Source organism: Peribacillus sp. NPDC097225, from assembly GCF_044761955.1.
Taxonomy (GTDB): domain Bacteria; phylum Bacillota; class Bacilli; order Bacillales; family DSM-1321; genus Peribacillus.
On record NZ_JBIWDJ010000006.1, the window covers coordinates 48,942 to 70,929 of the forward strand.

Genomic DNA, 21,988 nt, shown 5'->3' on the forward strand with positions numbered 1-21,988 from the left:
CGTATTCACATAGCCTTCCTTATTGTTCGCTTTGATCTTCGCCCAGCCTTTTGACTCTGAATACACCGTGACTTTAGTGCCTTTGGTTAATTCCGTGACTATTTTCGCGCTCGCGGATCCACTTTTCCGCATATTCAGCGTACCTGAGCTCACATTCACGTATTTTGTCGTCGTCTTAACCGGAGTGGACGCTGGTTTGGCCGTGACTGGTTTCGTTGTGGAAAGGTAGGCTGTATTCACATAGCCTTCCTTATTGTTCGCTTTGATCTTCGCCCAGCCTTTTGACTCTGAATACACCGTGACTTTAGTGCCTTTGGTTAATTCCGTGACAATTTTCGCGCTCGCGGATCCACTTTTCCGCATATTCAGCGTACCTGAGCTCACATTCACGTATTTTGTCGTCGTTTTAACGGTGGTGGAAGCCTTTGTTGCCGTGGCGGGTTTCTTTGTGGAAAGGTAGGTTGTATTCACATAGCCTTCCTTATTGTTCGCTTTGATTTTCGCCCAGCCTTTTGACTCCGAGTACACCGTTACCTTCGTGCCCTTGCTTAGCGTCGTGACAATTTTCGCGCTCGCGGAACCACTTTTCCGCATATTCAGCGACCCTGAGCTCACATTCACGTATTTTGTCGTCGTTTTGACGTTGGCAGTCACTGCTTGCTTAACCGCTCCTGGCTTCTTTGTCGAAAGGTAGGTTGTATTCACATAGCCTTCCTTATTGTTCGCTTTGATCTTTGCCCAGCCTTTTGACTCCGAGTACACCGTTACTTTGGTACCCTTGCTTAGCGTCGTGACAATTTTCGCGCTCGCGGATCCGCTTTTCCGCATATTCAGCGAGCCTGAACTCACATTCACGTATTTTGTCGTCGTTTTGACGTTGGCAGTCACTGCTTGCTTAACCGCTCCTGGCTTTTTTGTGGAAAGGTAAGTGGTACTCACGTATCCTTCTTTTCCATTTGCCTTGACCTTAGCCCATCCCTTGGATTCCGAATACACCGTTACCTTCGTGCCTTTACTTAGCTTCGCCACAACGGTTGCGCTTTCCTTACCGCTTTTTCGCATATTCAGCGACCCTGAGCTCACATTCACATATTTTATCGTTTCTATCGTTTTTTGTTCGGCTGATAGTGGAGCTGCAGATATATGTTCTTCAAAAGCAACAGTACTCAATACTGCGAAACAGAACGTTGGTATAAGTAACTTCTTCATATCATTCTCCCTACTAAAGTATTATTTTTATTACATTAATTTAAATATCGGTTAAAAATAGTATTCTGGTATAGGTAATTAAAACTATTTTTATGACATAATTGTGCATTCTACTAAGTTTCTATCTATTGTTAAGTTCTCTTAATCTAATAGTAAAATAATTAATATTTATGTAACATAATTGAAATGATAGGATTTTCAGGAATATACTTTATCCTTCAAAAAGGAATGTTATGTAAGCAAGGTTTTTGAAAATATTTGTAGAATAATAAGTTGAGGAAAGAAAAAAAGATTTCCATTAATAAGGAGGTTGCATATGAAAAAGATCATCCTTTTTTTAAGCGTAGTAGCAGTATTGGCTGCTTGTTCGAATAGTGAGGTGAAGTACGATGGAGCACCTTTGAACATTGCAGTAATTGGCGAAACACCTGAATTTAAAAATAATAGTATTTCTGTTAAATCGCTATCATTAGACAAATTAAGTAAAGATATTGCAAGAATCGAAGCTGACTTTGATGCCGTTCTGTTAGCACCCGACGTTTTTGAAGAAGCATCAGACGATAAATTTGTGAACGTTTATAGAAGTTCAGACATTCCGATTGTCTTCTTCGATTCTAGTAAAAAGCACGATCCCTTTATAACGGAGGGCCTTACTTATGAAACGGCCCATGATTCTTTAACGAATGGTTCTCATACGACCATTTATTTGCATGATGATCATGTAAATAAAGAGGATGCTTGGTACTTTTATTTAGACGATAAAAAGAACATAGATCAACTTTACACCGATCTCTTCAAAAAAATTGAGGAGTTATAAACAAAAGAAAAATGCCCCTTTAGTGGGGGACATTTTAATTCGTTACATCGACTATATCTTGAATCGAATCTTTAGCTCCCAATCGCCAGATCGGTGGCTTGTTGAATGTCTGAAATTTTGTATACTGCGTAACTATTTAATCCTATTCACATAAACGAAAAATAACCCCCACATGACATCATGCGAGGGTAGGTTCCGTGCTTATTATTATAGGTTATTTAAAAACTCATTCACTTGATCAGGAGTTTTAGCGTTCGCACTGTGCAGGTGGGCGATTTTTTCACCATTCTTGAATACCAATAATGAAGGGATTCCCATGACAGTCTGTTCTTCTGCGATTTCCGGGAATTCGTCTTTATCGATGGTGAACCAATTCTTGTCTTGATGTTCTGCTGTGATGTCACCGATGAACATATCCAGACGCTTGCAGTCCGGGCACCATGTTGTCGTGAAAATCCCGACCGTTAATTCATCTTGTTTGATTTGTTCACGATATTCTTGTTCTGTACTAATCGTTTTCATAATATTCTCCTCCGAGCTTTTCTAAAAATAGCCTATGTCGCATATGTGACTCAGTGATAAATATATAGGTATTTCCTTCATTATTCAAATTCTAACTACAACTCACCAGTCAGATTCGTTATTGTTCCCAACATTACAGAGTTCCACTACTTATTCAATCGATGTCGTTTCTAAATAACGCCACCCACCGGTATAAGAAATATCCAATGCTTGCTCGATTGCATCTGGCTCACAAATAAAACCAAGAACTTCAAGACCGTTTGCTAGCTGGACTTTTCCCATTCCAAGCGGTGCAGGAATCCGTTGCATGAAGGCACCGAGCTGTGCAATTGGCATATCCCATACCTCAACTTCTATGGCAAAACCATCTGCACACCGAACTAACCCAGGTTTAGCTGGCTGTGTAGCTAGTTGATATAATCGATAGGTAGAGGCTGTTGTTGTTTGATAGGCAAAGGTAGCTTGGCATTCTAGCATTTGATGCTCTAATGCAAAGCCACGCATATGAAGTCCGCATACGGCAACGGGAATTGTGTTGCCACGCTCAATAGTAGTGGCCAGTCCTTTTAATAAATGTTCTTCATCGAAGCGGCTAAAAAGTGTAATGCCAAAAGGAACGTTTGTGGTTGCATGATCTGCCGGAACAGCAATCGCTGCCAAATCGAGCAAATTGCAATGATTCGTATACAAGCCCAATTGTTGATTTGTGGAAATCGGGTCTTCTTTTGCCTGTTGAATCGTCCACGTACCACCTGTTGTTGGCAAAACAAGCACCGCGTTCTCTAAATCTAGCATCGCACGTTTCTTTAATGCTTGTAGACGATGCATTGCCTGAAATAGCTCAGTGGCACGATACGTTTGATTTTCGCTTTCACGTAGTAGTTGGCGCGTAACATCGAAGATTTCATCAGGATGCTCCTCTACAAAATCCCCAATCGCAGACCAGCGCTCCGCAATCCATGGACCGTCGTATAAAATGGCTGCCGCTTCTTGTAAGTACGTCACATCTATATAACGGATCGGCGCGTTCCCATTTTCCAGACGTTGCACCGTGCGATTCCAGGCCGCTTCATATTCCTGCGCATATGGGCCAAAAAACGTTAAGTCGTTTTTCGGCAAACACACAACAGATGGATTTGCAGCGGGGGCTAATGGTACGGTACGGCTCCAGATATCAGCTGCACCTTCCCCGCGCACAACGGCATCTACTGAATAGACATCTTGCAGTTCAGTCGCAAACACCGTCACACAATCTAAACTTTCGCATGCCGGTACTACACCTTTCACGGGCCAAGCACCTAGACTTGGTTTCAAACCATACAACTCATTTAATGCGGCTGGTACGCGACCCGAACCCGCTGTATCTGTACCAAGACCAAAGCTCGCAAATCCTAGTGCCACTGCGACTGCCGAACCAGAGCTGGAGCCCCCGCTGATCAGTTCTTCGTTCAAGGCGTTCTTCACGACACCATATGGACTACGCGTGCCAATCAGCCCCGTTGCAAACTGGTCTAAATTGGTTTTGCCAATTGGAATCGCACCAGCATCAATTAAACGTTGGACAACAGTCGCACTTTCAGTAGGTGTATAGGCATAGGTTGGGCAAGCCGCAGTTGTGTCGACATCAACCCAATCAATATTATCCTTAATGACAAATGGAATTCCATATAACGGAAAGTCCTGCATATTGACTCGTTCCAATTTTTCAACATAAGGCGTCAGTCGTTCCCATGTCGGGGGAACAATAAATACCGTACTCGCCGTATAGTCTTCCACACGCTGTAAAATATCGGTGACTACTTGCCGTGGCGTCAAGCTACCATCTGCATAAGCTTGTTGTAAATTATTGATAGATAATAATGGATTCATCATCTTTTACCTCCACTTCTATGGGTTCTAGGGCTACCATTAATTGATTGGCTTGTACTTCGTCTCCAGGAGAAACATAAATTTGTTTCACTATGCCATCAAATGGGGCAACCTGCGGAAACTCCATTTTCATACTTTCTTCAACTAGCAATACATCCCCTTTTCTTACATACATGCCTGCTTCAACAAGTACTTTCCATATGCTCCCCGGTAATGTACAGCGGATGGCCTCGCTATTTTCGGGCACATCGCTATCGACATTCACCGCTTCATGATGCTCTGCTACATATTCGTCTAATCCAAGGTCGCGCCAACGCTCACGCTCTGTATCAAACGCTTGCTGTTGAGTTTGTTTAAAGCTTTGCGTTTCGACTTTAACCTCTTCCAAAAATCTGATATAGTCACGGAGTTTGAATGTTGTCTCTTCAATCTTGACCTCAAATTGACCACGTAAAAATTGTTGGCGTTTTATTCCTAATTCTTCTTCTGCTACTGGATAGAAGCGAATTTGATCGAAGAAGCGTAATAACCATGGCTTTCCTTCTGTAAAACTTTTTGTTGCTCTAAGGCGATTCCACATTTGGACCGTACGGCCAACGAATTGATAGCCACCAGGTCCTTCCATGCCATATACGCACATATATGCGCCACCAATCCCAACTGCATTTTCAGGCGTCCATGTCCGCGCAGGATTGTACTTTGTCGTTACGAGACGGTGCCGCGGATCGAGTGGTGTGGCAACGGGTGCCCCAAGATATACATCGCCAAGCCCCATCACTAAATAATTGGCATCAAACACGATACGACGAACATCATCAATTGCTCCAAGACCGTTCATACGGCGGATGAATTCGATATTACTCGGACACCAAGGTGCATCCGGGCGGACATTTTTTTGATAACGCTCGATGGCTAATTGTGTCGAAGGATCGTCCCATGACAAGGGTAAATGGACGATTCGCGAAGGTACCTCAACTTCTTCCAACACAGGTAATGCTTGATTTAGCTCGTCTATAATACGGCATAATTCCATTAGCGTCATTTTCGTTGAATCAATATGCACTTGCAGGGAGCGGATACCTGGTGTGAGGTCAATCACTGGAATATCAGTGCGCTCTTTAATCGCCTCCATTAACAGATGGGCTTGGAAACGCAATAGTAAATCCAGAACCATATCGCCATATTCCACAAGCAAATTTTCATCCCCATCTGCACGGATAACCATCGGGAAGCGGCCTTTCTCGCTTCTGAATAGAATCGCCGTTTCTGGATCAGCTTGTTCCATATATTTTACATCGTTCATCTCTTCAAACGATGTGACCGTTAATTCCTCTAAAAATTGCTCTTGATTTTTACGTAGAGCATTGGCTTCGTCTACTGATAATAATTTAAAGCGTACCGTATCACCCGCGTGCAACTGACCGATCTTCCAAAACTCTGCCGAAGCCGTCGTCACTGGACAAACAAAACCGCCGAGGCTCGGTCCATCCGGGCCTAATAAAATCGGCATATCACCTGTTAAATCCAGGGTACCAATCGCATAGGCATTGTCGTGAATATTCGATGGATGCAAGCCTGCCTCGCCTCCATCTTTACGTGTCCACTTCGGTGTGGGACCAATGAGCCGCACCCCTGTCCGGGAGCTATTAAAATGCACTTCAAAGTTGGTTGCCGTCAGCTCTTCTAAGTAGGCCGCTTCTAAATATTCCTTCGTGCAATGAGGTCCAGCAATAACGCCAATTTCCCACTCATGTGTATAGTGTTGCTGAGCTTCAGCTGGTAAGGCGCGCGGTACAACGGGTTCTGCCGCATTGACGCGTAACACATCACCTGTATGTAGTGGCCGGCCATTATGTCCGCCAAATCCACCAAGCGTAAATGTCGAGGCACTGCCTAGATACTTCGGCATATCAAGTCCCCCTGCCACGAGCAAGTAACTGCGCATGCCTTCTTCGGCCTCTTCTAGTGACAGTACTTGTTGCGCAGCTACTTGAATCGTTTCGTAACGTGCAACTGGCGCCCCATCGAGCGTCGCTTGCATATCGGCCCCTGTTAAACAAATAGTCATCGGTGCACGGAAGCGATAACTACCGCCACGCAGTGTCAACTCTAAGCCTGGTGCATCGAAGGCATTGCCAAGTAACTGATTGCCGATGCGGAATGCATAGCTATCCATCGGACCACATGGCGGCACTCCGACGTTCCAATGTCCTGTTCGCCCCGGAAAATCTTGTACCGTCGTTTGAATGCCACCATCTAACACTTCAATACTTGCTTCCTCTGGTAAAAAAGATTCCAATAGCTTCGTATAAACGGCCCCTGACCGCACCGATTCTTCCATTAATACTTGCTCTAAATATTGCAGGTTTGTCGTCACACCATATACACGCATTTCAGATAATGCTTGCTGTAACTTTGTAATGGCATCCTCACGCGTATCGGCATGGACAATCACTTTGGCAACCATTGGATCATAATACGTTGAGATGGAACCGCCTTTTTGGATGCCAGTTTCGATGCGGACACCCGCTGGCCATACGATATCATCTATCGTCCCGACACTTGGCTGAAACTGGTTAAAACAATCTTCAGCATAAATGCGAACTTGCATGCTATGACCTTGTGGCGATGATATTAGTGTGGAAAGATTCGCCAACTCCCCGGCTGCCTCTTTAATCATCCATTCCACTAAATCTACACCTGTGACTTCTTCCGTCACACCATGCTCTACTTGTAAACGCGTGTTCACTTCCAAGAAATAAAACTGATCACTCACAGGATCGTATAAATATTCCACCGTACCAGCACTACGATAGCCCACTAGTTTCGCTAAACGTATGGAAGCTTCCAACATCTTTTCACGAACCGCTTCATTCAATAGAGGTGCGGGTGTCTCTTCCACTACTTTTTGGTTGCGGCGCTGCAATGAGCAATCCCGTTCGCCCAATGCCACAATTTCCGTCTCTGTACCAAAGACCTGCACTTCTACATGGCGTGCACTTGCAATATATTTTTCAACAAATACACCACCATTATTGAAGTTCTTCTCTGCTAAATGCGTCACTGCTTCAAACGCCTCACGCAATGCTTGCTCATCCTCACACACTTTCATGCCAATGCCACCGCCACCAGCCGTACTTTTTAAGATCACTGGATAGCCAATCCTTGTAGAGGATGCTAGTGCTTCTTCTAAATCCTCAATCAAATGCGTACCGGGCAGTAACGGTACTTGCGCTTCTTTTGCAAGTTGACGTGCTGAGTGCTTTAAGCCAAATTGTTCGATTTGTTCAGGTTTAGGTCCTACAAAAGCAATGCCACTCGCCATACAATCACGTGCAAATGCGGCATTTTCACTTAAAAAGCCATAGCCTGGATGAATCGCTTCAGCACCAACGGCACGTGCCTTTTCTAAAATTAAATCCGCATTTAAATAGCTCTCTTTTGCAGGCCCATCGCCGATGAAAATGGCTTCGTCTGCCTCAGCTACATACGTATTGTCCTGATCGGCCGTTGTATAAACGACGACAGATTGTACATTCATTTTCTTTAATGTTCGAACGATTCGTGCAGCAATTGCACCTCGGTTAGCAATCAATACTTTTTTGAACATCTTATTCACCCTTCCCAAATTAGTAGTTGAATTGGTGTTGGATTATACGCATTACATGGATTGTTGAGCTGTGGACAGTTGCTAATGAGCACCACTGTACGTGTGATGGCACGCATCTCCACATATTTACCTGGAGCGGAAACTCCATCATCAAATTTCAGGCCGCCCTCAAGTGTGACAGGCACATTCATGAAGAAGTTTACATTAGGGGATAAATCACGTTTTTGCATGTGTTGATATTGATCGCTTTTCGCTAACTGCAACATATATGTGTCACGGCAATTGTGCATGGGTAACGTTTCGCGGGCATAACGTACTGTATTGCTTTGGGCTGAACATGAGCCGCCTAGTGTATCGTGACGCCCACACGTATCGGCGACAATTTCAACTAGTTCTGTACCCATCTCGGACAGTAAAACGGAGCCTGTTGATAGATAGATATTTTTTTGTTTCTGAATCGTTTTAACCGCGCTATAGTGATCTGTCGGTACCTCTGCATTGAAAAATAATGTATCTGCTGCTTGATTGCCTTCCAAGTCCACGATTCGTAATACTTGGCCCGGTTCTAATGTATGTAACCAGCCATCGCCCGCTAACAACCTTTTCGAATAAATGGCCTTCGCCTCTTGTCGTTCACTTTCAACATTATTAAATACAGCCATTAGAGAACGCCTCCTTGTGTAAGTTGTACATATTCCCACGTATTCTCATATGCGCGCTTATTTTCATCGCGGTGAAGGACGCATGGATCATCTCCGGTTGCAGGCATCGTATCCTTTACTTCCACGGTTACTTCCGCTTGTGGATAAGTGGTCGCTTCCGATAATGGATGGGGCGTATTCGACAGAGCCATGAAAACATCCATCTCCGTCCGTAATGTCACTGTATCTCCAGCTTTTACATGATCGGGTGCTAGATGCATATAGCCTGCATCATCACAGGATACTTTTGAAAACAAGTTGATAACAGGTCCTAAATCTTGGCGGCTTAAGCCATTACGGAACAATTCGATAAGCAAGTTATCTTCTCCATTACGATAGCGTTCATTGCGTGATTCTTGATACGTTGTTTCGCCGAATTGTGAGTCAATTTGCGCTTTTGTCGAATAACCGCCGATGGTATCATGCCAGCCGACAGAATCTTCGGTAATGCTCGCTAGAACACGGCCTTGGTCACTCATTAATACATTATGCTTCGTAAAAAAGGCAGTATATTGAGCTTTTAATGAATCCGGCATATTGTAGCGTTCTGCCAAATCATGTGCGTTAAATAGCAACAACGATACATTCGCTTGTTCCGCTGACACGGTAAAGGTAATTTCTTTGCCGCGTTTGATGAACGCCGACCATTTGCCCCCTGCTGGAATGATTTTTGATACGATCACACTTGTCTGTTGCATATAACCGCCTCCTATAGATTGAATATTCTGATTTTTAAACCAACTTTTTATCTAAATTCCTTAAACTCGGTGCCGTGATTCTATTTTTCAAAAATAAGTAGACAAATCCAAAGGCAACCCATGCTCCCCCAATCCATAAAGTATGAGGATCGAGTAGCGTCCATAACCATCCGATGAACAACACCCCAATGCTTGGGAAAACCAGATAGAAGAAGGTGGCTTTGAACCCTCGATTCTGCTCCTTGATATAGTAGTGGGAAATAACGCTTAAATTAACAAAGATAAAACCGGTCAAAGCGCCAAAGCTGACGAACAATACCGCCGTATCAAGGTTGATGAAAATGGCTGATAAGGAGATTGTTGATACAAACAAAATGTTAAGAATGGGTGTACGTAGTTTTGGATGTAATGAAGTAAATACCTTTTTCGGTAAAACGGATGCTTCCCCTAATGCATAGAGAAAACGTGTTACACTGGTCATTGAAGACAAGCCTTGTGTGAATGTCGCAATAATCAGCACCATGATGAAGAGGGTACTAAACAAATTGCCGCCGACCATTTGAATCAAGCTATACGCCGCATTGTCTGGATCTGCAAAGCTGAATGCCGGGAATGCAATAGCTGTTAAAAACGAGATCATCGCGTACAAAGTGATTGCGATGAAAATAATATAAAAGATGGCTCGTGGAATCGTCTTTTTCGAATCAATTGTTTCTTCTGCCATTGTTGTAACCGCATCAAAACCTAAGAAGCAGAAACAAATCAGTGACGCACCGGAAAAAACTGATACAACTGAACCCTCACCAACCAGCAATGGTTCTAAGGTGAATAAAGCACTGGCACCTTGATTAAGGACAATGTCTTTAGCTGTCAATAAACAGAAGATGAGGATAAACCCGATCTGGACCAACACTGAAAAGCCACTAATGCGTGCTGCCGATCCAATTCCGATAATATTCACAACCGCTAGCACAATGTTCATCAGGATAATCCAAACGAATATTGGGATGCTTGGAAACTCAGCGTGCATAAAAATCCCAAATGTTAAAATGGCGATAATCGGAGAAAATAGGTAATCGATCAATAACGCCCACCCGACCAAAAACCCAGCCTTTGGGTGAATCGCTTTACTCGTATAGGTGTACGCAGAACCTCCGGTCGGATACACTTTAACCATTCGACTGTAACTATACGCAGTAAACACAATGGCAAGAAACGCCACGATATAAGCGGGGGTCATTAAGCCATCGGCTGTTTCAAATACCACACCATATACCGTAAAATAAATCATCGGTGTCATCCATGCTAGCCCCATAACAACAATTTGTGATGTCTTCAAACTTCTCTTAAATTGTACGTTGCTGATAAGCATCTACCCCTTTCATCAATGGCTATAAAAAAAGATAAAAGCCCGGGTGAACTATACTAAGTTCTCCCGGGCTTTTATCCCTCCGTGTATATAGCAGTATGATTTGCTATACTCTTTCTCTCGGTCCAGACTTCAATATAGATTGAACGGAACCCTAGAAAGATATTTTATGATGTTGTGCTCTGTTATAATAACCCAATTATAGTCAGAATGTTATGAAAAGTCAACACGTGATGTTACATTTTATAACATCAATTGAATATTTCTATATCTGGAGTGGATTTCCAAGAGAAAAATCGACCCTAAGCCAAGATGAACCAAAGAAATCATTTCTTTCGTGAATATGGGGTGGTCTCATTTCATTTCTTTTAGTAAGACTCCCCTTCTATTAATCCTTTCCAAAAAGAAAAGGACCCCCTTTGGTCCTTTAAGATGTTTCCTATTTCCACTAAACGTTCAACAACATAACTATGAAGATATTTAGAAAGGCCATTCATTTAGTTGTATCGGCGTTATTTCTTTCTTCTCCCAATCCCTTCTAATGAATGCATAGCAAACCGAGTCCGATATACTCCCATCATTATTTTCCCAAGCATCTCGTAAGTACCCTTCTTTAACAAATCCGCATTTGTTACATGTTTTTCTCATAGCTAGGTTGTCACTGCGCGTATAGGCTTCTATCCTAATCTTCTTATCGGGTAAACCAAAAAGATAGTCTACTATCCAATGAACAGCTTTCGTTCCAACCCCTTTTCCTCTAACACTTTTGTCTAAACGAATGTCAAAGGAAGGGATGGTGTCGGTTATATCATGTATTATAATCAATCCGATTTTTTCATTGTCTTTTTCTATCCAGATGGTTTCCTTATCTTCTTGATACCACCCCTTATGGTACGCTTCGACAATTTGTTCGCCAGAAGGTTTTGGGTCTGGGTGATAAGGCCACGTATTATTTGTCAGTAGGGAAATTAAATCATGTAACTCATTTTCAAATTTGAACATTTTAATTCTGTCCATTATTCCCTCCCTCTACTCCCTTTCTTTTTGCCTTCGATATACTACTGTTATAGTAATTAAAAATATGAGAATATTCAATAAATTATGTTAGAATGCTAATGGGACATGTACAGGAGGTAGAGGAAAAATGACAATGAAAAAAGTTTCGATTATTGGGCTAGGTGCATTAGGGGTTTTGTTTGGACACCATTTGTCCAAGAAGATGGGAACAGAGGATTTACGGATCATAGCTGATTCCGATCGCATTTTGCGATATGAAAACGATAAGCTTTATAGTAATGGGGAGCCTTGCCATTTTCACTATGTTACACCTGAAGAAGACTGCGGGCCGGCAGATTTGTTGATCGTTTCCGTTAAATATAATGGGTTGAAGAATGCCATTGAATCGGTAAAGAACCATGTCGGAGATGATACCATCATTATTTCCCTACTGAATGGCATTACAAGCGAAACCATTATTGGTGAAACGTATGGAATGGATAAAGTACTGTATTGTGTGGCCCAAGGCATGGATGCAGTAAAGGTCGGAAATGAACTAACCTACGAACATATGGGTATGCTCTGCTTTGGTTCAAGGGAACCTGGTGTCATTTCACCACAGGCAAAAAAGCTGGCAGAATTCTTTGAACAGATGGATGTGCCTTTTGAGGTGGATACGGATATGTATAGAAGACAATGGGGGAAATTCATGCTGAATGTAGGGGTCAATCAAACGGTTGCTATTTATCAAAGCAATTATGGCGAAATTCAGCGAGAAGGAAAAGCCAGAGACATGATGATTGCAGCCATGAGAGAAGTAATTGCTTTGTCGGAAAAAGAAGGTGTCCATTTAACGGAAAAGGATTTGGGGTATTGGCTGAAAGTATTAGGGACATTAAGTCCAAATGGCAAACCCTCCATGGCTCAAGATGTAGAAGCGCAACGAATCAGTGAAGTCGAATTATTTGCTGGAACGGTTATTGAACTGGGAAGAAAGTATCAAATGCCCACTCCTATCAATCAAGAACTGTATGAGAAGATCAAATCGATGGAAAGGCAATATTCCGTTCAGTGATGGTGGACTCCGACGGAAGTCGGCTGATTTTTTTAGTTTTAGAAAAAAGGATGAACGAAACAGCTTTGCTGGCTAAGCCTTTTCAATAGCCGTTCTTAAGTACATTATATTTTTTTATGATATTCCATAGGCTTAACAACTTTCAAAGAATTGGAAAACCTCTACCCTGGCCACCAATCGATTGGCAAGAGTAGAGGTTTCGGTCTCATTTCACAAGGCTCACTTTCATAGTGTCGAGTTGTATTCCATCTCTACGTCACTATTCTTTTGAGACTTATTTTTAAAGAGCATACCCACGATAAAGCCGATGATGCCGGTAATGATCCAGCCTGCGCCATTCGTGAAAAATGGAATGAAAGAGAAGATGTCATTAATGGTTGAGGTAGCTAGATTCGCATCTTTTAGTGCTTCCAAAATGGCGACAAATGTAACGCCCACGATGGTTCCGATATAAACCGATTGAGCCCCGCCAAATAGTTTGTCTAAGAAAACTAAAGCAATTAATGCGATAGCAATCGGATATAACAACATTAAGACCGGGGATGCCATGTTAAGAATCGTATTCAAGCCAAAGTTCGTGATGACCAAGCTCACGGCAGAAATCAGAATCAACCATTTTTTGTAGGAAATCGATGGAATGATCCGTTCAAAGTATTCCGCCACGGCCGCAAGACAAGCAACATTGGTCGTAATGCCTGTCAGGAAAATGACCACACCGATTAAGTACAGGCCCACTTGCCCAAACAAAGACTTAGACGCCAATGCAATCAGTTCACCGCCATTTTGTTTATATCCGATGGCATCGACACTGGACGCACCGATCCAAGCCATGGAAACCTGCAATAAAATCAGGCCTATCAACGTGACGACCCCCGCTTTAATGAAGACCGAGGAAACTTCCTTAGCTGACTTCACACCTAAAGCATCGACTGATTTGATGAAGATGCCGCCAAATACAAATGCCGCTAAAACGTCCATTGTGAAATAGCCTTGCGTAAAGCCTTTTAAAAAGGCAGCGGTTGACGTTTCATACCCAGCACCTGTTGCAGGGGCATGAATCGAACCCATGGGCGTGAAGATGGATTTACCAACCAAGATCACAAGCAGGACCCCAAAGACGGGTGTGATCATTTTACCGAGTCGATCCACGAATTTGGAAGTTTCCCAGGATAAATAGATGGTTAGTCCAATGAAGATGATAGAGAAACCTAGTAAGAAAAATACGTGCATAGTAGATTGAGGAATCAACTGGCGAATGCCGATTTCATACACGACACTCGTTGTTCGGGGAATGACATATAAGGGCCCTAACGCTAGAAACAGAAGGACACTAAATACTAGAGCGAACTTGGGATGCACCCGGCTCGCCAATTTTTCGACGGTCCCGCCCCCTTTCGTTAAAGCAATGATTGCGAGAATGACCAAACCAACACCCGTGATGAGAAATCCACCCATCGCAATGACGGTGTTCGTACCGGCTTCTTGACCAAGAACCGGGGCGAAGATGACATTCCCAGCACCTAAAAACATAGCGAAAAGCATGAACCCAATGATAATAATCTGATAGTTTGATACCGATTTCATGGAAGCGCCTCCAATTATGTTATTGTAATAAAATTAAATAGAGAATCCTGTTTCATACACATCATGGTTCTGTAATACAAAAAGGTGTTCCCCAGTAATCCATGCTGATCCTGTAATCTCGGGGGTCACGGCTTCAATCCCCGCTACTTCTGTATGCTTCACTACCGTCCCTTTGAACTTCGATCCGATAATGCTTTCCTGAATGATTGATTCGCCCGCTTCCAGGCCCAAGGTTGCCATTTTCGCACAAGTTCCTGTCCCACAAGGTGATCGGTCAATTTGCCCATCACCGAATATGACAACATTCCGATAATGGTTAGGCCCTACCTTTTCGCTGATTTCTATTAAATCAACCGTATTGATTTCCGGCTTCAACGGATGTTCGATGGATAACTGACTGTTCAATTTATCGCGAATTTCCAAAGCCTTATGTATCATTTCGTTTTTATTTTCCAGTGAGATCTCTATTCCTAAATCTTGAGCATTCACTATTCCAAAAAAACTTCCCCCAAATGCCACATCCACGTTTACGTGTCGATCATCTGACAGGTGAACAGGGGTTTCCTTGTAGAGAACGAATGACGAAACGTTTTGGAATGACACGCTTTCGACAACGTTATCTTTATACGTAATCAAGCACTCTATCAAACCTGCAGGCGTATCAATGAACACTCTATCTTTTTTAGGTATGAGCGCTTTCGTTAGACACATGGTTACAGTCCCAATCGTTCCGTGGCCACACATGTTCAAGTAAGATCCGCTGTCCATGAAGATGACGCCTATATCCGCCTTGGGATGTGTCGGTTTTGTTAGAATGGCTCCGAACATATCTTTGTGTCCACGCGGCTCATTCATCAGCAACTTACGGAAATCATCAAAATGATCTCGCACATAATTCTTTTTATCCATCATGGTTTCCCCCATGATTTCAGGGAATCCATCGATGACAATTCGTGTAGCTTCCCCCATCGTATGCGTGTCGATTGTTTGAATTTGTACGTTATAATTCTCCATCGCTACCCCCTATATTTTACAAACATGAAATTAATACACATCATAATTCATAAATAGTTTTTTGAAAAGACAGAAAATAAGAATGTTTATATTTTGAATACATGGAAAATATTTATTTTTCTTTAGAAACCCTTTATTACCAAAGCTTATTTTCAAAGTTTCACAGAAAAAGAAAAAAAACGATTTGATTTTCTTGAAAAAATATTATAATCTTCAAATAATTTCATAATTTAGGGGGCAATCACATGATTTTACGTGATTTTTTTATTCATCTGTCAGAAAATAAAACCTTGAACAGCGCTGCACAACGGTATGGGTTAAAGCTTGGGGCACAAAGTGTGGTCGCAGGGACGAACATTGAAGAAACGATTCATACCATCAAACATTTAAATCAACAAGGTATTTCCTGTACAGTAGATAACCTTGGTGAATTTGTATTCGAAAAAAGCGAAGCGACGGCAGCAAAGGAACAAATCATCAAGGTAATCGAAGCCATTCATGAAAACCAGGCAGATGCACATATATCCCTCAAACCATCACAGCTTGGTTTAGATATTGATTATGATTTTTGTCTTCAGAATTTATTAGAAATCGCTGAAAAAGCGAAGGAATATAATATTTTCATCAATTTCGATATGGAAAATTATGAACGCTTACATCCCTCATTCGATTTGATGGAAACGGTCCAAGAACACTTTGGTAACGTAGGGACCGTCATTCAGGCTTACTTCCACGAATCGATGGAGAATATCGAGCGATTCAAGGATTACCGTTTACGAATTGTAAAAGGAGCCTACAAAGAACCTGAAACGATTGCGTATCAAAGTAAAGAGGAAATCGATAAACACTATATCGACCTGATTGAATACCACTTATTGCACGGAAAATTCACATCGATTGCGACACACGATCATCGTGTCATCAACCATGTTAAGAAGTTCGTCATCCAAAATAATATCCCTAAAGAAAAATTCGAATTCCAAATGCTTTATGGCTTCCGTAAAGAATTACAGCTAGAGCTTGCAAAAGAAGGATATAATTTCTGTACATATGTCCCATTTGGCGCCGATTGGTATGGATACTTCATGAGACGACTGGCCGAAAGACCTCAAAACCTGACATTGGTCACAAAGCAAGTCTTCAACAAGAAAACAAATATCGGAATCAGCGTAGCGACCGGAGCATTTATACTGGGCCGACTTTCAAAAAGACGTTCAGTTAAGCAAAAAACACGATAAGGCAAACTGGATGATTCCCGTTGTTTTCGGGAGTCATTTTTTTATACAGGAAAACCCGAATGAACATCATTCGGGTTTTCCTGTTACTCATTGAATTTTTTGAGGCGGTATTGCAGGCTTTGCCTCCGAAGGCCAAGTGCTTTTGCCGTTTGCGAAACGTTGCCATCGAACATTTTCAAGGCATTTTGGATATAGTACTCTTCGACTTCGTTCATGAATACGCTTAATGGACGAATATCTTTTTCATTTTCCGCTACAAACATGTTCCCCGTCGTATCGGAAAGCTCCTCGCTTTGGATCTTCCACCTGAAATAAATCGGCAGCATATCAAAATCAATGGATGTTTCATTCGTCATCGTACTGGTTATATCATCCAGCAATACTTCTAGCTCTTTTAAATTTCCTGGCCAATCATAATCGAGAAAGATCTGTTCCACTTTAGCTGAAAGCCCTTGGATCCGGCTTCCGGTATTATTGCGATAGCGCTTAAAGTAGTCCGATATAAATGGCTTAATATCTTCTTTTCGATCACTTAATGCGGGGACATTTATACAAACCGATGCAAAGAAGTAATATAAATCCTTGGAAAGCTGCCCTTTCTCGATCAAATCAATCGGGTCTTTTCCGACGCTTGCTATAAAAACGTGACTCTCAAGATGTTCCATGAACAGATTAAGAATCCTTTCCTGACCTTCAAGGGAAAGGTATTCCACACGCTCACAAAAAATCGTGACCTGTTCATTTTTATCGATTTGCTGCTTCAGCTGGTCGATCAACGCTTGTTCATCATTCCGGCAAATCAGTGTAATGAAATGATCATTTTCAGGGTTCAAATCATGATGGATCCCTTCTGCAATCATGTCCTTTCCCGTCCCGGACTCCCCATAAAGCAAAACAGGCATCCTCGTTTTGGCAGCCATCTTGGCCCGTTCGATCACCCCTGCCATAAGTGGGGAAACAGCTGTAATGATATCGAATGTGAGGGGTTGCCCATACCGCCGCAATGGTTGATAGGCCATTAATTCCCTCTCGGTAATATCCTTCGATATCTCGACAGCGCCAATCAATTCATCGTCTTTTTTAATCGGCAGAATATCGGAAATCGTCACAATTTCCTGACCGACACGATTCCAGAAATTCATTTTGTAGTTCTTAATCGGCTCACATGTTTTCAGGACCCGATAAAGATGGCTGTCATTAATTTTAGCGATCATTTCTTGCTCGAATTGATCTTCCTCAAGCGAATGAATCCCTTTTAGCTCCCGCATTTTTGCATTATAGATCACGGTTTTCCCCTGAGCATCCACGGCGTGTATTCCTGCTGAAATATTGTCCGTGATATATTTATAAATCTCGTGCAAATCTTGCTGTTTCATTGGAACACCCCTTTTGAATTTTTGTAAATTTTCGGAAAAGTTATTGTAATATGCCAAAAAATGTTGCATTATATATATATTAACAATAACATAAGTGCACAATTATTTGGCACCCGTGATTATAAGGAGGATATTAAATTGATTCCATACACAACTGAACAACTAACTGACTTTTCAAAAAAGGAAAACCAACAAGCTTACACTGAGGCCATTCAAAAGGTTCAAAGTGAACTTGGAAAAGATTATCCATTAGTTATTGGTGGGGAACGCATTACTACTCATGATAAAATCACTTCTTACAATCCGGCTAAAAAAACCGAAGTCGTAGGCACTGTATCTAAGGCAAACAAAGAACTGGCTGAAAAAGCGATGCAAGTTGCCGATCAAACATTCAAAACTTGGAGCAAAGTAAAACCTGAAGTTCGGGCTGACATTCTATTTAAAGCAGCTGCGATTACAAGACGTCGTCGTCATGAAATGTCTGCAATCATGACAATCGAAGCAGGTAAACCATGGGTGGAAGCAGATGCTGACACAGCGGAAGCCATTGACTTCATGGAATATTATGCACGTCAAATGCTCGAAATGAAAGACGGAAAACCAGTAAAAAGCCTTCCAGGCGAATATAATAAATTTGGCTATATCCCACTAGGTGTCGGTGTCATCATTTCACCATGGAACTTCCCATTTGCAATCATGGCCGGGACAGCCGTGGCAGCAGTGGTTACAGGGAACACCATCTTACTGAAACCGGCATCCACAACACCAATCATTGCGTATAAATTCATCGAAATCCTTGAAGAGGCCGGCCTTCCAGCTGGTGTCGTGAACTACATCCCAGGACCTGGTGGTGAGGTTGGCGATTACTTAGTCGATCACCCACGCACTCGCTTCATCAGCTTCACTGGTTCACGCGATGTCGGTTTGCGCATTAACCAACGCGCGGCAGCAGTAAACGAAGGACAAATTTGGATCAAGCGCGTCATTGCCGAAATGGGCGGGAAAGATACCATCGTCGTCGACAAAGAGGCCGATCTTGAATTGGCTGCACAGTCCATCGTTAAATCCGCGTTCGGCTTCAGTGGCCAAAAGTGTTCTGCATGCTCACGGGCCATCATCGTCGAAGATGTTTACGATACCGTGTTGGACCGGGTGGTTGAATTGACAAAAGAACTAACCGTCGGAGATCCGACCGACCATAATAACTTCATGGCTACCGTCATTGATGATAAAGCCTTCAAAAAAGTGACAAGCTACTTTGACGTCGCAAAAGAAGAAGGCCGCATCCTAACGGGTGGTGAAGCGGATGATTCAATCGGCTACTTCATTCAACCAACTGTTGTCGCAGATGTAGCACCAAGAGCACGCTTGATGCAAGAGGAAATCTTCGGTCCAATCGTCGCCGTTTCCAAAGCAAAAGACTTTGACGAAGCTCTAGAAATCGCCAATAACACAGAATACGGTTTAACGGGTGCAGTCATTTCAACAAACCGTGACCATATCGAACAAGCACGCGAGGACTTCTTCGTAGGGAACCTATACTTTAATCGTGGCTGTACAGGAGCAATCGTTGGGTACCAACCGTTCGGAGGGTACAATATGTCCGGAACTTGTTCAAAAGCAGGCGGCCCTGACTTCTTGACGTTGCATATGCAATCCAAATCAGTATCTGAAAAATTGTAAGAACCTCTAGTCCATATCGAGTTTCTTCCTATTATATAGGAAAGATAAAATCATGAGCCACAAAAAAGGAACAGCCCTATTAATGCGGGCTGTTCCTTTTTTGTGGCTCATATATTCCGAGTTTCTTCTATATATATATATTCAAATTCATAGAGTACCTATAACTAAGCCACTCTTTTGGATGTGGGTGTCCATTTAAAGTAGTACAACGCTCCGAGCAAGATGGACACTATACCCAAGATTAGAGAAATCCCCTTGAAGAAATGGCCCCCAACCGTCGGTGAACTCCAAATCAAACCGCTCATGAGCAGCAATAAAACGCCCAGCCCAGTTAGGAAGAAAGCCGATTTTTTCTGGCTTCCTTTACTTACTGTAAGGCCCGTTAGCGTGACTAGATATAATAGTGTCAACATCATAAGTGCCGGGAACAACGGCCTGAACTTGGCCGCGTACACAAAATAGTCCAGATTGGAAATATCCTCCGGGCCTTCAACTTGAGTGTGTAATAGCTCCGAAAAAGGCGTCGAATATTCCCACTCCCATGGATTGTCCAAGATTTCGCTTCCTTCATACCACGCACAAAACGTGAAAATCATAAGGAACAGCATCGCCATTATGACCTGTATTGCACCCTTCATCGTCATGTCCCCTCCCCTCTTACATGGTCGTATACATATAAACCAATAAGAACCAAACCAACGCATATCCGAAATCAAGCAGATAGACTTTCCTTTTTTCCTTTTGTAAATAGCTTTCCAATCCATCTATAATCGAACTTATACCCGCTAATAGGAAAATCAGCTTTAAGTAAAAGAAATCTTTTCCGTTGATGATTGCCATCACTAAAAGGATGATCATCGCTACCGCAATCATCGTATGAAGGATCATATTCGCTTTTGTTCTTTTCGCATTTCCTCTCTTTATAAAAAATATCCCCATTTGAACCCCCGCCTACATGGTTAATAACATTCTTATTTTTTATTAAAAGGTAAATAACTCCCTATCCAGTTTAACATAAATATCCAAATTATATGATATTCCTCATCGTTTACCTGTACATAAACGTACTTCCCGGAATACCATAAGGTAACTTCTTGTAAGGGGCGTTGGACTATGAATACAAGCGGAGAAGACCTCCTTATTATAGGGGCATGGATATTGGGAATAGGATCGGTTGTTGAGGCGATTGGGCAGACCCAGCAATCCTTAACAAGTTCTGATTTAGGAAAGGATTTAATTGTTCAAGGCAATGGAATCGAGGCGTTCGGTAATTCGCTGCAAGCCATCGGGAGAACCAAACTGTTCAATCCAGAATATCAACAGCTCTCGCAAATTTATTCGATTATTGGCGCCTGGCTTGAAGCTACAGGGAATACGGCAAATTCAGTTGGGATCAGTATTGAACTGAGTGGTGAAGAGGAAGAAGGCTTAAAAATTGATACCTTAGGTAGTGGCATCCAAGGAACTGGCGCCGCTTTTGAAGCATTCGGAGGCTATATTTCAGAGGACTCTCCGTTCAGGTCTCTCAATATTACGGGAAACAGCCTCATATCATTGGGCTCTTTCCTAGTCGCAATCGGCAATATCTTCATCTTACAGGAACACACGGAAATTGGTGAAATAATCTTGTTGGTGGGAGGATGGATTCAAGTCATTGGGGCATTTGTCTTGATTAACGCCATTACAATTGAGGTAGAATCTGCATCAGCCCCTGTAAATGATAGTAATCCTTATTCGTATCACCACTATCATTTTGCCCATCCCTAAAGGGATTCAACAGGAGCAACCAATTCCACTTTCAATCTATCGGGATCCTCGAAGAATACAGCATAATGGTCCTTCCCACCAGCGAACGGATGCCTGTCGGGATAAAGAATGCGCATTCCCTGCTGTTTTAATTTATGTGTCATCTCATCCACTTCCTGGCGTGAGCTTGCATGAAAGGCTAGATGATTAAGCCCCACTCTTCCCCTATGAAAGGGAATTTCGAGAAAACGCTTCTCTGCTTGAACAAACACCACATACAGATCATCGATTCTCCAGCTCCTCCCCCCATCCCATTCCTGGAAAGGACGATACCCTAGCTCCTCCAAAAACCAACTCCAAAATGTCACGGTTCTTTTCAAGTCGGAGACATTGATCTCGATATGATGAATGAAGCCTTTTGACATATGCGCACCTCCATTTGTTATATATCGAAAACCGGTTCATTTTGATATACTACCAG

At 42.5% G+C, this 21,988-nt stretch carries 19 protein-coding genes and 1 riboswitch; of the genes, 5 read left to right on the forward strand and 14 right to left on the reverse strand.

Features of this window, described 5'->3' with window-relative positions; genetic code table 11:
* Positions 1-1,209: SH3 domain-containing protein (locus ACIQXH_RS16345; RefSeq protein WP_403124731.1), on the reverse strand; the 1,209-nt coding region annotated here is incomplete at its 3' end.
* A gap of 316 nt (positions 1,210-1,525) precedes the next feature.
* Here ACIQXH_RS16345 and ACIQXH_RS16350 point away from each other — a divergent pair.
* The gene (locus tag ACIQXH_RS16350) at positions 1,526-2,026 is read left to right on the forward strand and encodes a membrane lipoprotein lipid attachment site-containing protein (protein ID WP_402874114.1); all 501 of its coding nucleotides are present in this window, start codon (positions 1,526-1,528) and stop codon (positions 2,024-2,026) included.
* Positions 2,027-2,233: 207 nt separating this feature from the next.
* On the opposite strand, the gene ACIQXH_RS16355 is transcribed toward ACIQXH_RS16350, so the two are convergent.
* The 7 genes from ACIQXH_RS16355 to ACIQXH_RS16385 form a co-directional block, all read right to left on the reverse strand.
* A complete protein-coding gene (locus tag ACIQXH_RS16355) occupies positions 2,234-2,548 on the reverse strand; it encodes a thioredoxin family protein (protein ID WP_402874112.1) in 315 nt (104 codons plus the stop codon).
* 150 nt (positions 2,549-2,698) lie between these two features.
* Positions 2,699-4,420, reverse strand: coding sequence for an allophanate hydrolase (locus ACIQXH_RS16360; RefSeq protein ID WP_402957293.1), 1,722 nt, complete (start codon positions 4,418-4,420; stop codon positions 2,699-2,701).
* Positions 4,392-8,027 carry an urea carboxylase gene (gene uca / locus ACIQXH_RS16365; protein WP_403124733.1) on the reverse strand — a complete coding sequence of 1,212 codons (3,636 nt, stop codon included), beginning with the start codon at positions 8,025-8,027 and terminating at the stop codon, positions 4,392-4,394. Before uca ends, ACIQXH_RS16360 begins: the two co-directional genes overlap by 29 nt.
* A gap of 5 nt (positions 8,028-8,032) precedes the next feature.
* Positions 8,033-8,689, reverse strand: a complete 657-nt coding sequence (locus ACIQXH_RS16370; RefSeq protein WP_402874105.1) for an urea amidolyase associated protein UAAP2 — start codon at positions 8,687-8,689, stop codon at positions 8,033-8,035.
* Positions 8,689-9,426: an urea amidolyase associated protein UAAP1 gene (locus ACIQXH_RS16375; RefSeq protein ID WP_402957289.1), complete on the reverse strand. Its 738-nt coding sequence runs from the start codon at positions 9,424-9,426 to the stop codon at positions 8,689-8,691. Before ACIQXH_RS16375 ends, ACIQXH_RS16370 begins: the two co-directional genes overlap by 1 nt.
* A 34-nt stretch (positions 9,427-9,460) precedes the next feature.
* On the reverse strand, positions 9,461-10,798 hold the full coding sequence (locus ACIQXH_RS16380) for an APC family permease (protein WP_402987153.1): 1,338 nt from the start codon (positions 10,796-10,798) through the stop codon (positions 9,461-9,463).
* A 58-nt stretch (positions 10,799-10,856) separates the two neighbouring features.
* Positions 10,857-10,964, reverse strand: a riboswitch (guanidine-I (ykkC/yxkD leader).
* A 311-nt stretch (positions 10,965-11,275) separates the two neighbouring features.
* Positions 11,276-11,812 (reverse strand): GNAT family N-acetyltransferase, encoded by a 537-nt coding sequence (locus ACIQXH_RS16385; RefSeq protein ID WP_402957287.1) that lies wholly within the window; start codon positions 11,810-11,812, stop codon positions 11,276-11,278.
* A 127-nt stretch (positions 11,813-11,939) separates the two neighbouring features.
* Between ACIQXH_RS16385 and ACIQXH_RS16390 the strand changes: the two genes are divergently transcribed.
* A complete protein-coding gene (locus ACIQXH_RS16390) occupies positions 11,940-12,866 on the forward strand; it encodes a ketopantoate reductase family protein (RefSeq protein ID WP_402957285.1) in 927 nt (308 codons plus the stop codon).
* 225 nt (positions 12,867-13,091) lie between these two features.
* Here ACIQXH_RS16390 and brnQ read toward each other — a convergent pair whose 3' ends face one another.
* Complete coding sequence (gene brnQ / locus ACIQXH_RS16395; protein WP_402957283.1) at positions 13,092-14,450, reverse strand: branched-chain amino acid transport system II carrier protein; 1,359 nt, start codon at positions 14,448-14,450, stop codon at positions 13,092-13,094.
* A gap of 33 nt (positions 14,451-14,483) precedes the next feature.
* Positions 14,484-15,464 carry a proline racemase family protein gene (locus ACIQXH_RS16400; RefSeq protein WP_402957281.1) on the reverse strand — a complete coding sequence of 327 codons (981 nt, stop codon included), beginning with the start codon at positions 15,462-15,464 and terminating at the stop codon, positions 14,484-14,486.
* A gap of 245 nt (positions 15,465-15,709) precedes the next feature.
* Here ACIQXH_RS16400 and ACIQXH_RS16405 point away from each other — a divergent pair, with 245 nt between their 5' ends.
* The gene (locus ACIQXH_RS16405) at positions 15,710-16,702 is read left to right on the forward strand and encodes a proline dehydrogenase family protein (protein ID WP_402987163.1); all 993 of its coding nucleotides are present in this window, start codon (positions 15,710-15,712) and stop codon (positions 16,700-16,702) included.
* Positions 16,703-16,785: 83 nt separating this feature from the next.
* Here ACIQXH_RS16405 and ACIQXH_RS16410 read toward each other — a convergent pair whose 3' ends face one another.
* Positions 16,786-18,078 carry an AAA-type ATPase lid domain-containing protein gene (locus ACIQXH_RS16410; protein ID WP_402987165.1) on the reverse strand — a complete coding sequence of 431 codons (1,293 nt, stop codon included), beginning with the start codon at positions 18,076-18,078 and terminating at the stop codon, positions 16,786-16,788.
* A gap of 138 nt (positions 18,079-18,216) precedes the next feature.
* Here ACIQXH_RS16410 and pruA point away from each other — a divergent pair, with 138 nt between their 5' ends.
* Entirely contained in the window at positions 18,217-19,761 is a 1,545-nt protein-coding gene (gene pruA, locus ACIQXH_RS16415; RefSeq protein ID WP_402957277.1) for an L-glutamate gamma-semialdehyde dehydrogenase, read from the forward strand.
* Between the two features lie 164 nt (positions 19,762-19,925).
* Here pruA and ACIQXH_RS16420 read toward each other — a convergent pair whose 3' ends face one another.
* Together ACIQXH_RS16420 and ACIQXH_RS16425 are read right to left on the reverse strand one after the other, a co-directional pair.
* Entirely contained in the window at positions 19,926-20,399 is a 474-nt protein-coding gene (locus tag ACIQXH_RS16420; RefSeq protein ID WP_403124739.1) for a DUF4306 domain-containing protein, read from the reverse strand.
* A gap of 19 nt (positions 20,400-20,418) precedes the next feature.
* Complete coding sequence (locus tag ACIQXH_RS16425) at positions 20,419-20,700, reverse strand: hypothetical protein (protein ID WP_403124741.1); 282 nt, start codon at positions 20,698-20,700, stop codon at positions 20,419-20,421.
* 174 nt (positions 20,701-20,874) lie between these two features.
* Here ACIQXH_RS16425 and ACIQXH_RS16430 point away from each other — a divergent pair, with 174 nt between their 5' ends.
* On the forward strand, positions 20,875-21,528 hold the full coding sequence (locus tag ACIQXH_RS16430; RefSeq protein ID WP_403124744.1) for a DUF6944 family repetitive protein: 654 nt from the start codon (positions 20,875-20,877) through the stop codon (positions 21,526-21,528).
* Here ACIQXH_RS16430 and ACIQXH_RS16435 read toward each other — a convergent pair.
* Positions 21,525-21,932 carry a VOC family protein gene (locus ACIQXH_RS16435; protein ID WP_403124747.1) on the reverse strand — a complete coding sequence of 136 codons (408 nt, stop codon included), beginning with the start codon at positions 21,930-21,932 and terminating at the stop codon, positions 21,525-21,527. The genes ACIQXH_RS16430 and ACIQXH_RS16435 overlap by 4 nt on opposite strands.
* Between the last annotated feature and the right edge of the window lie 56 nt (positions 21,933-21,988).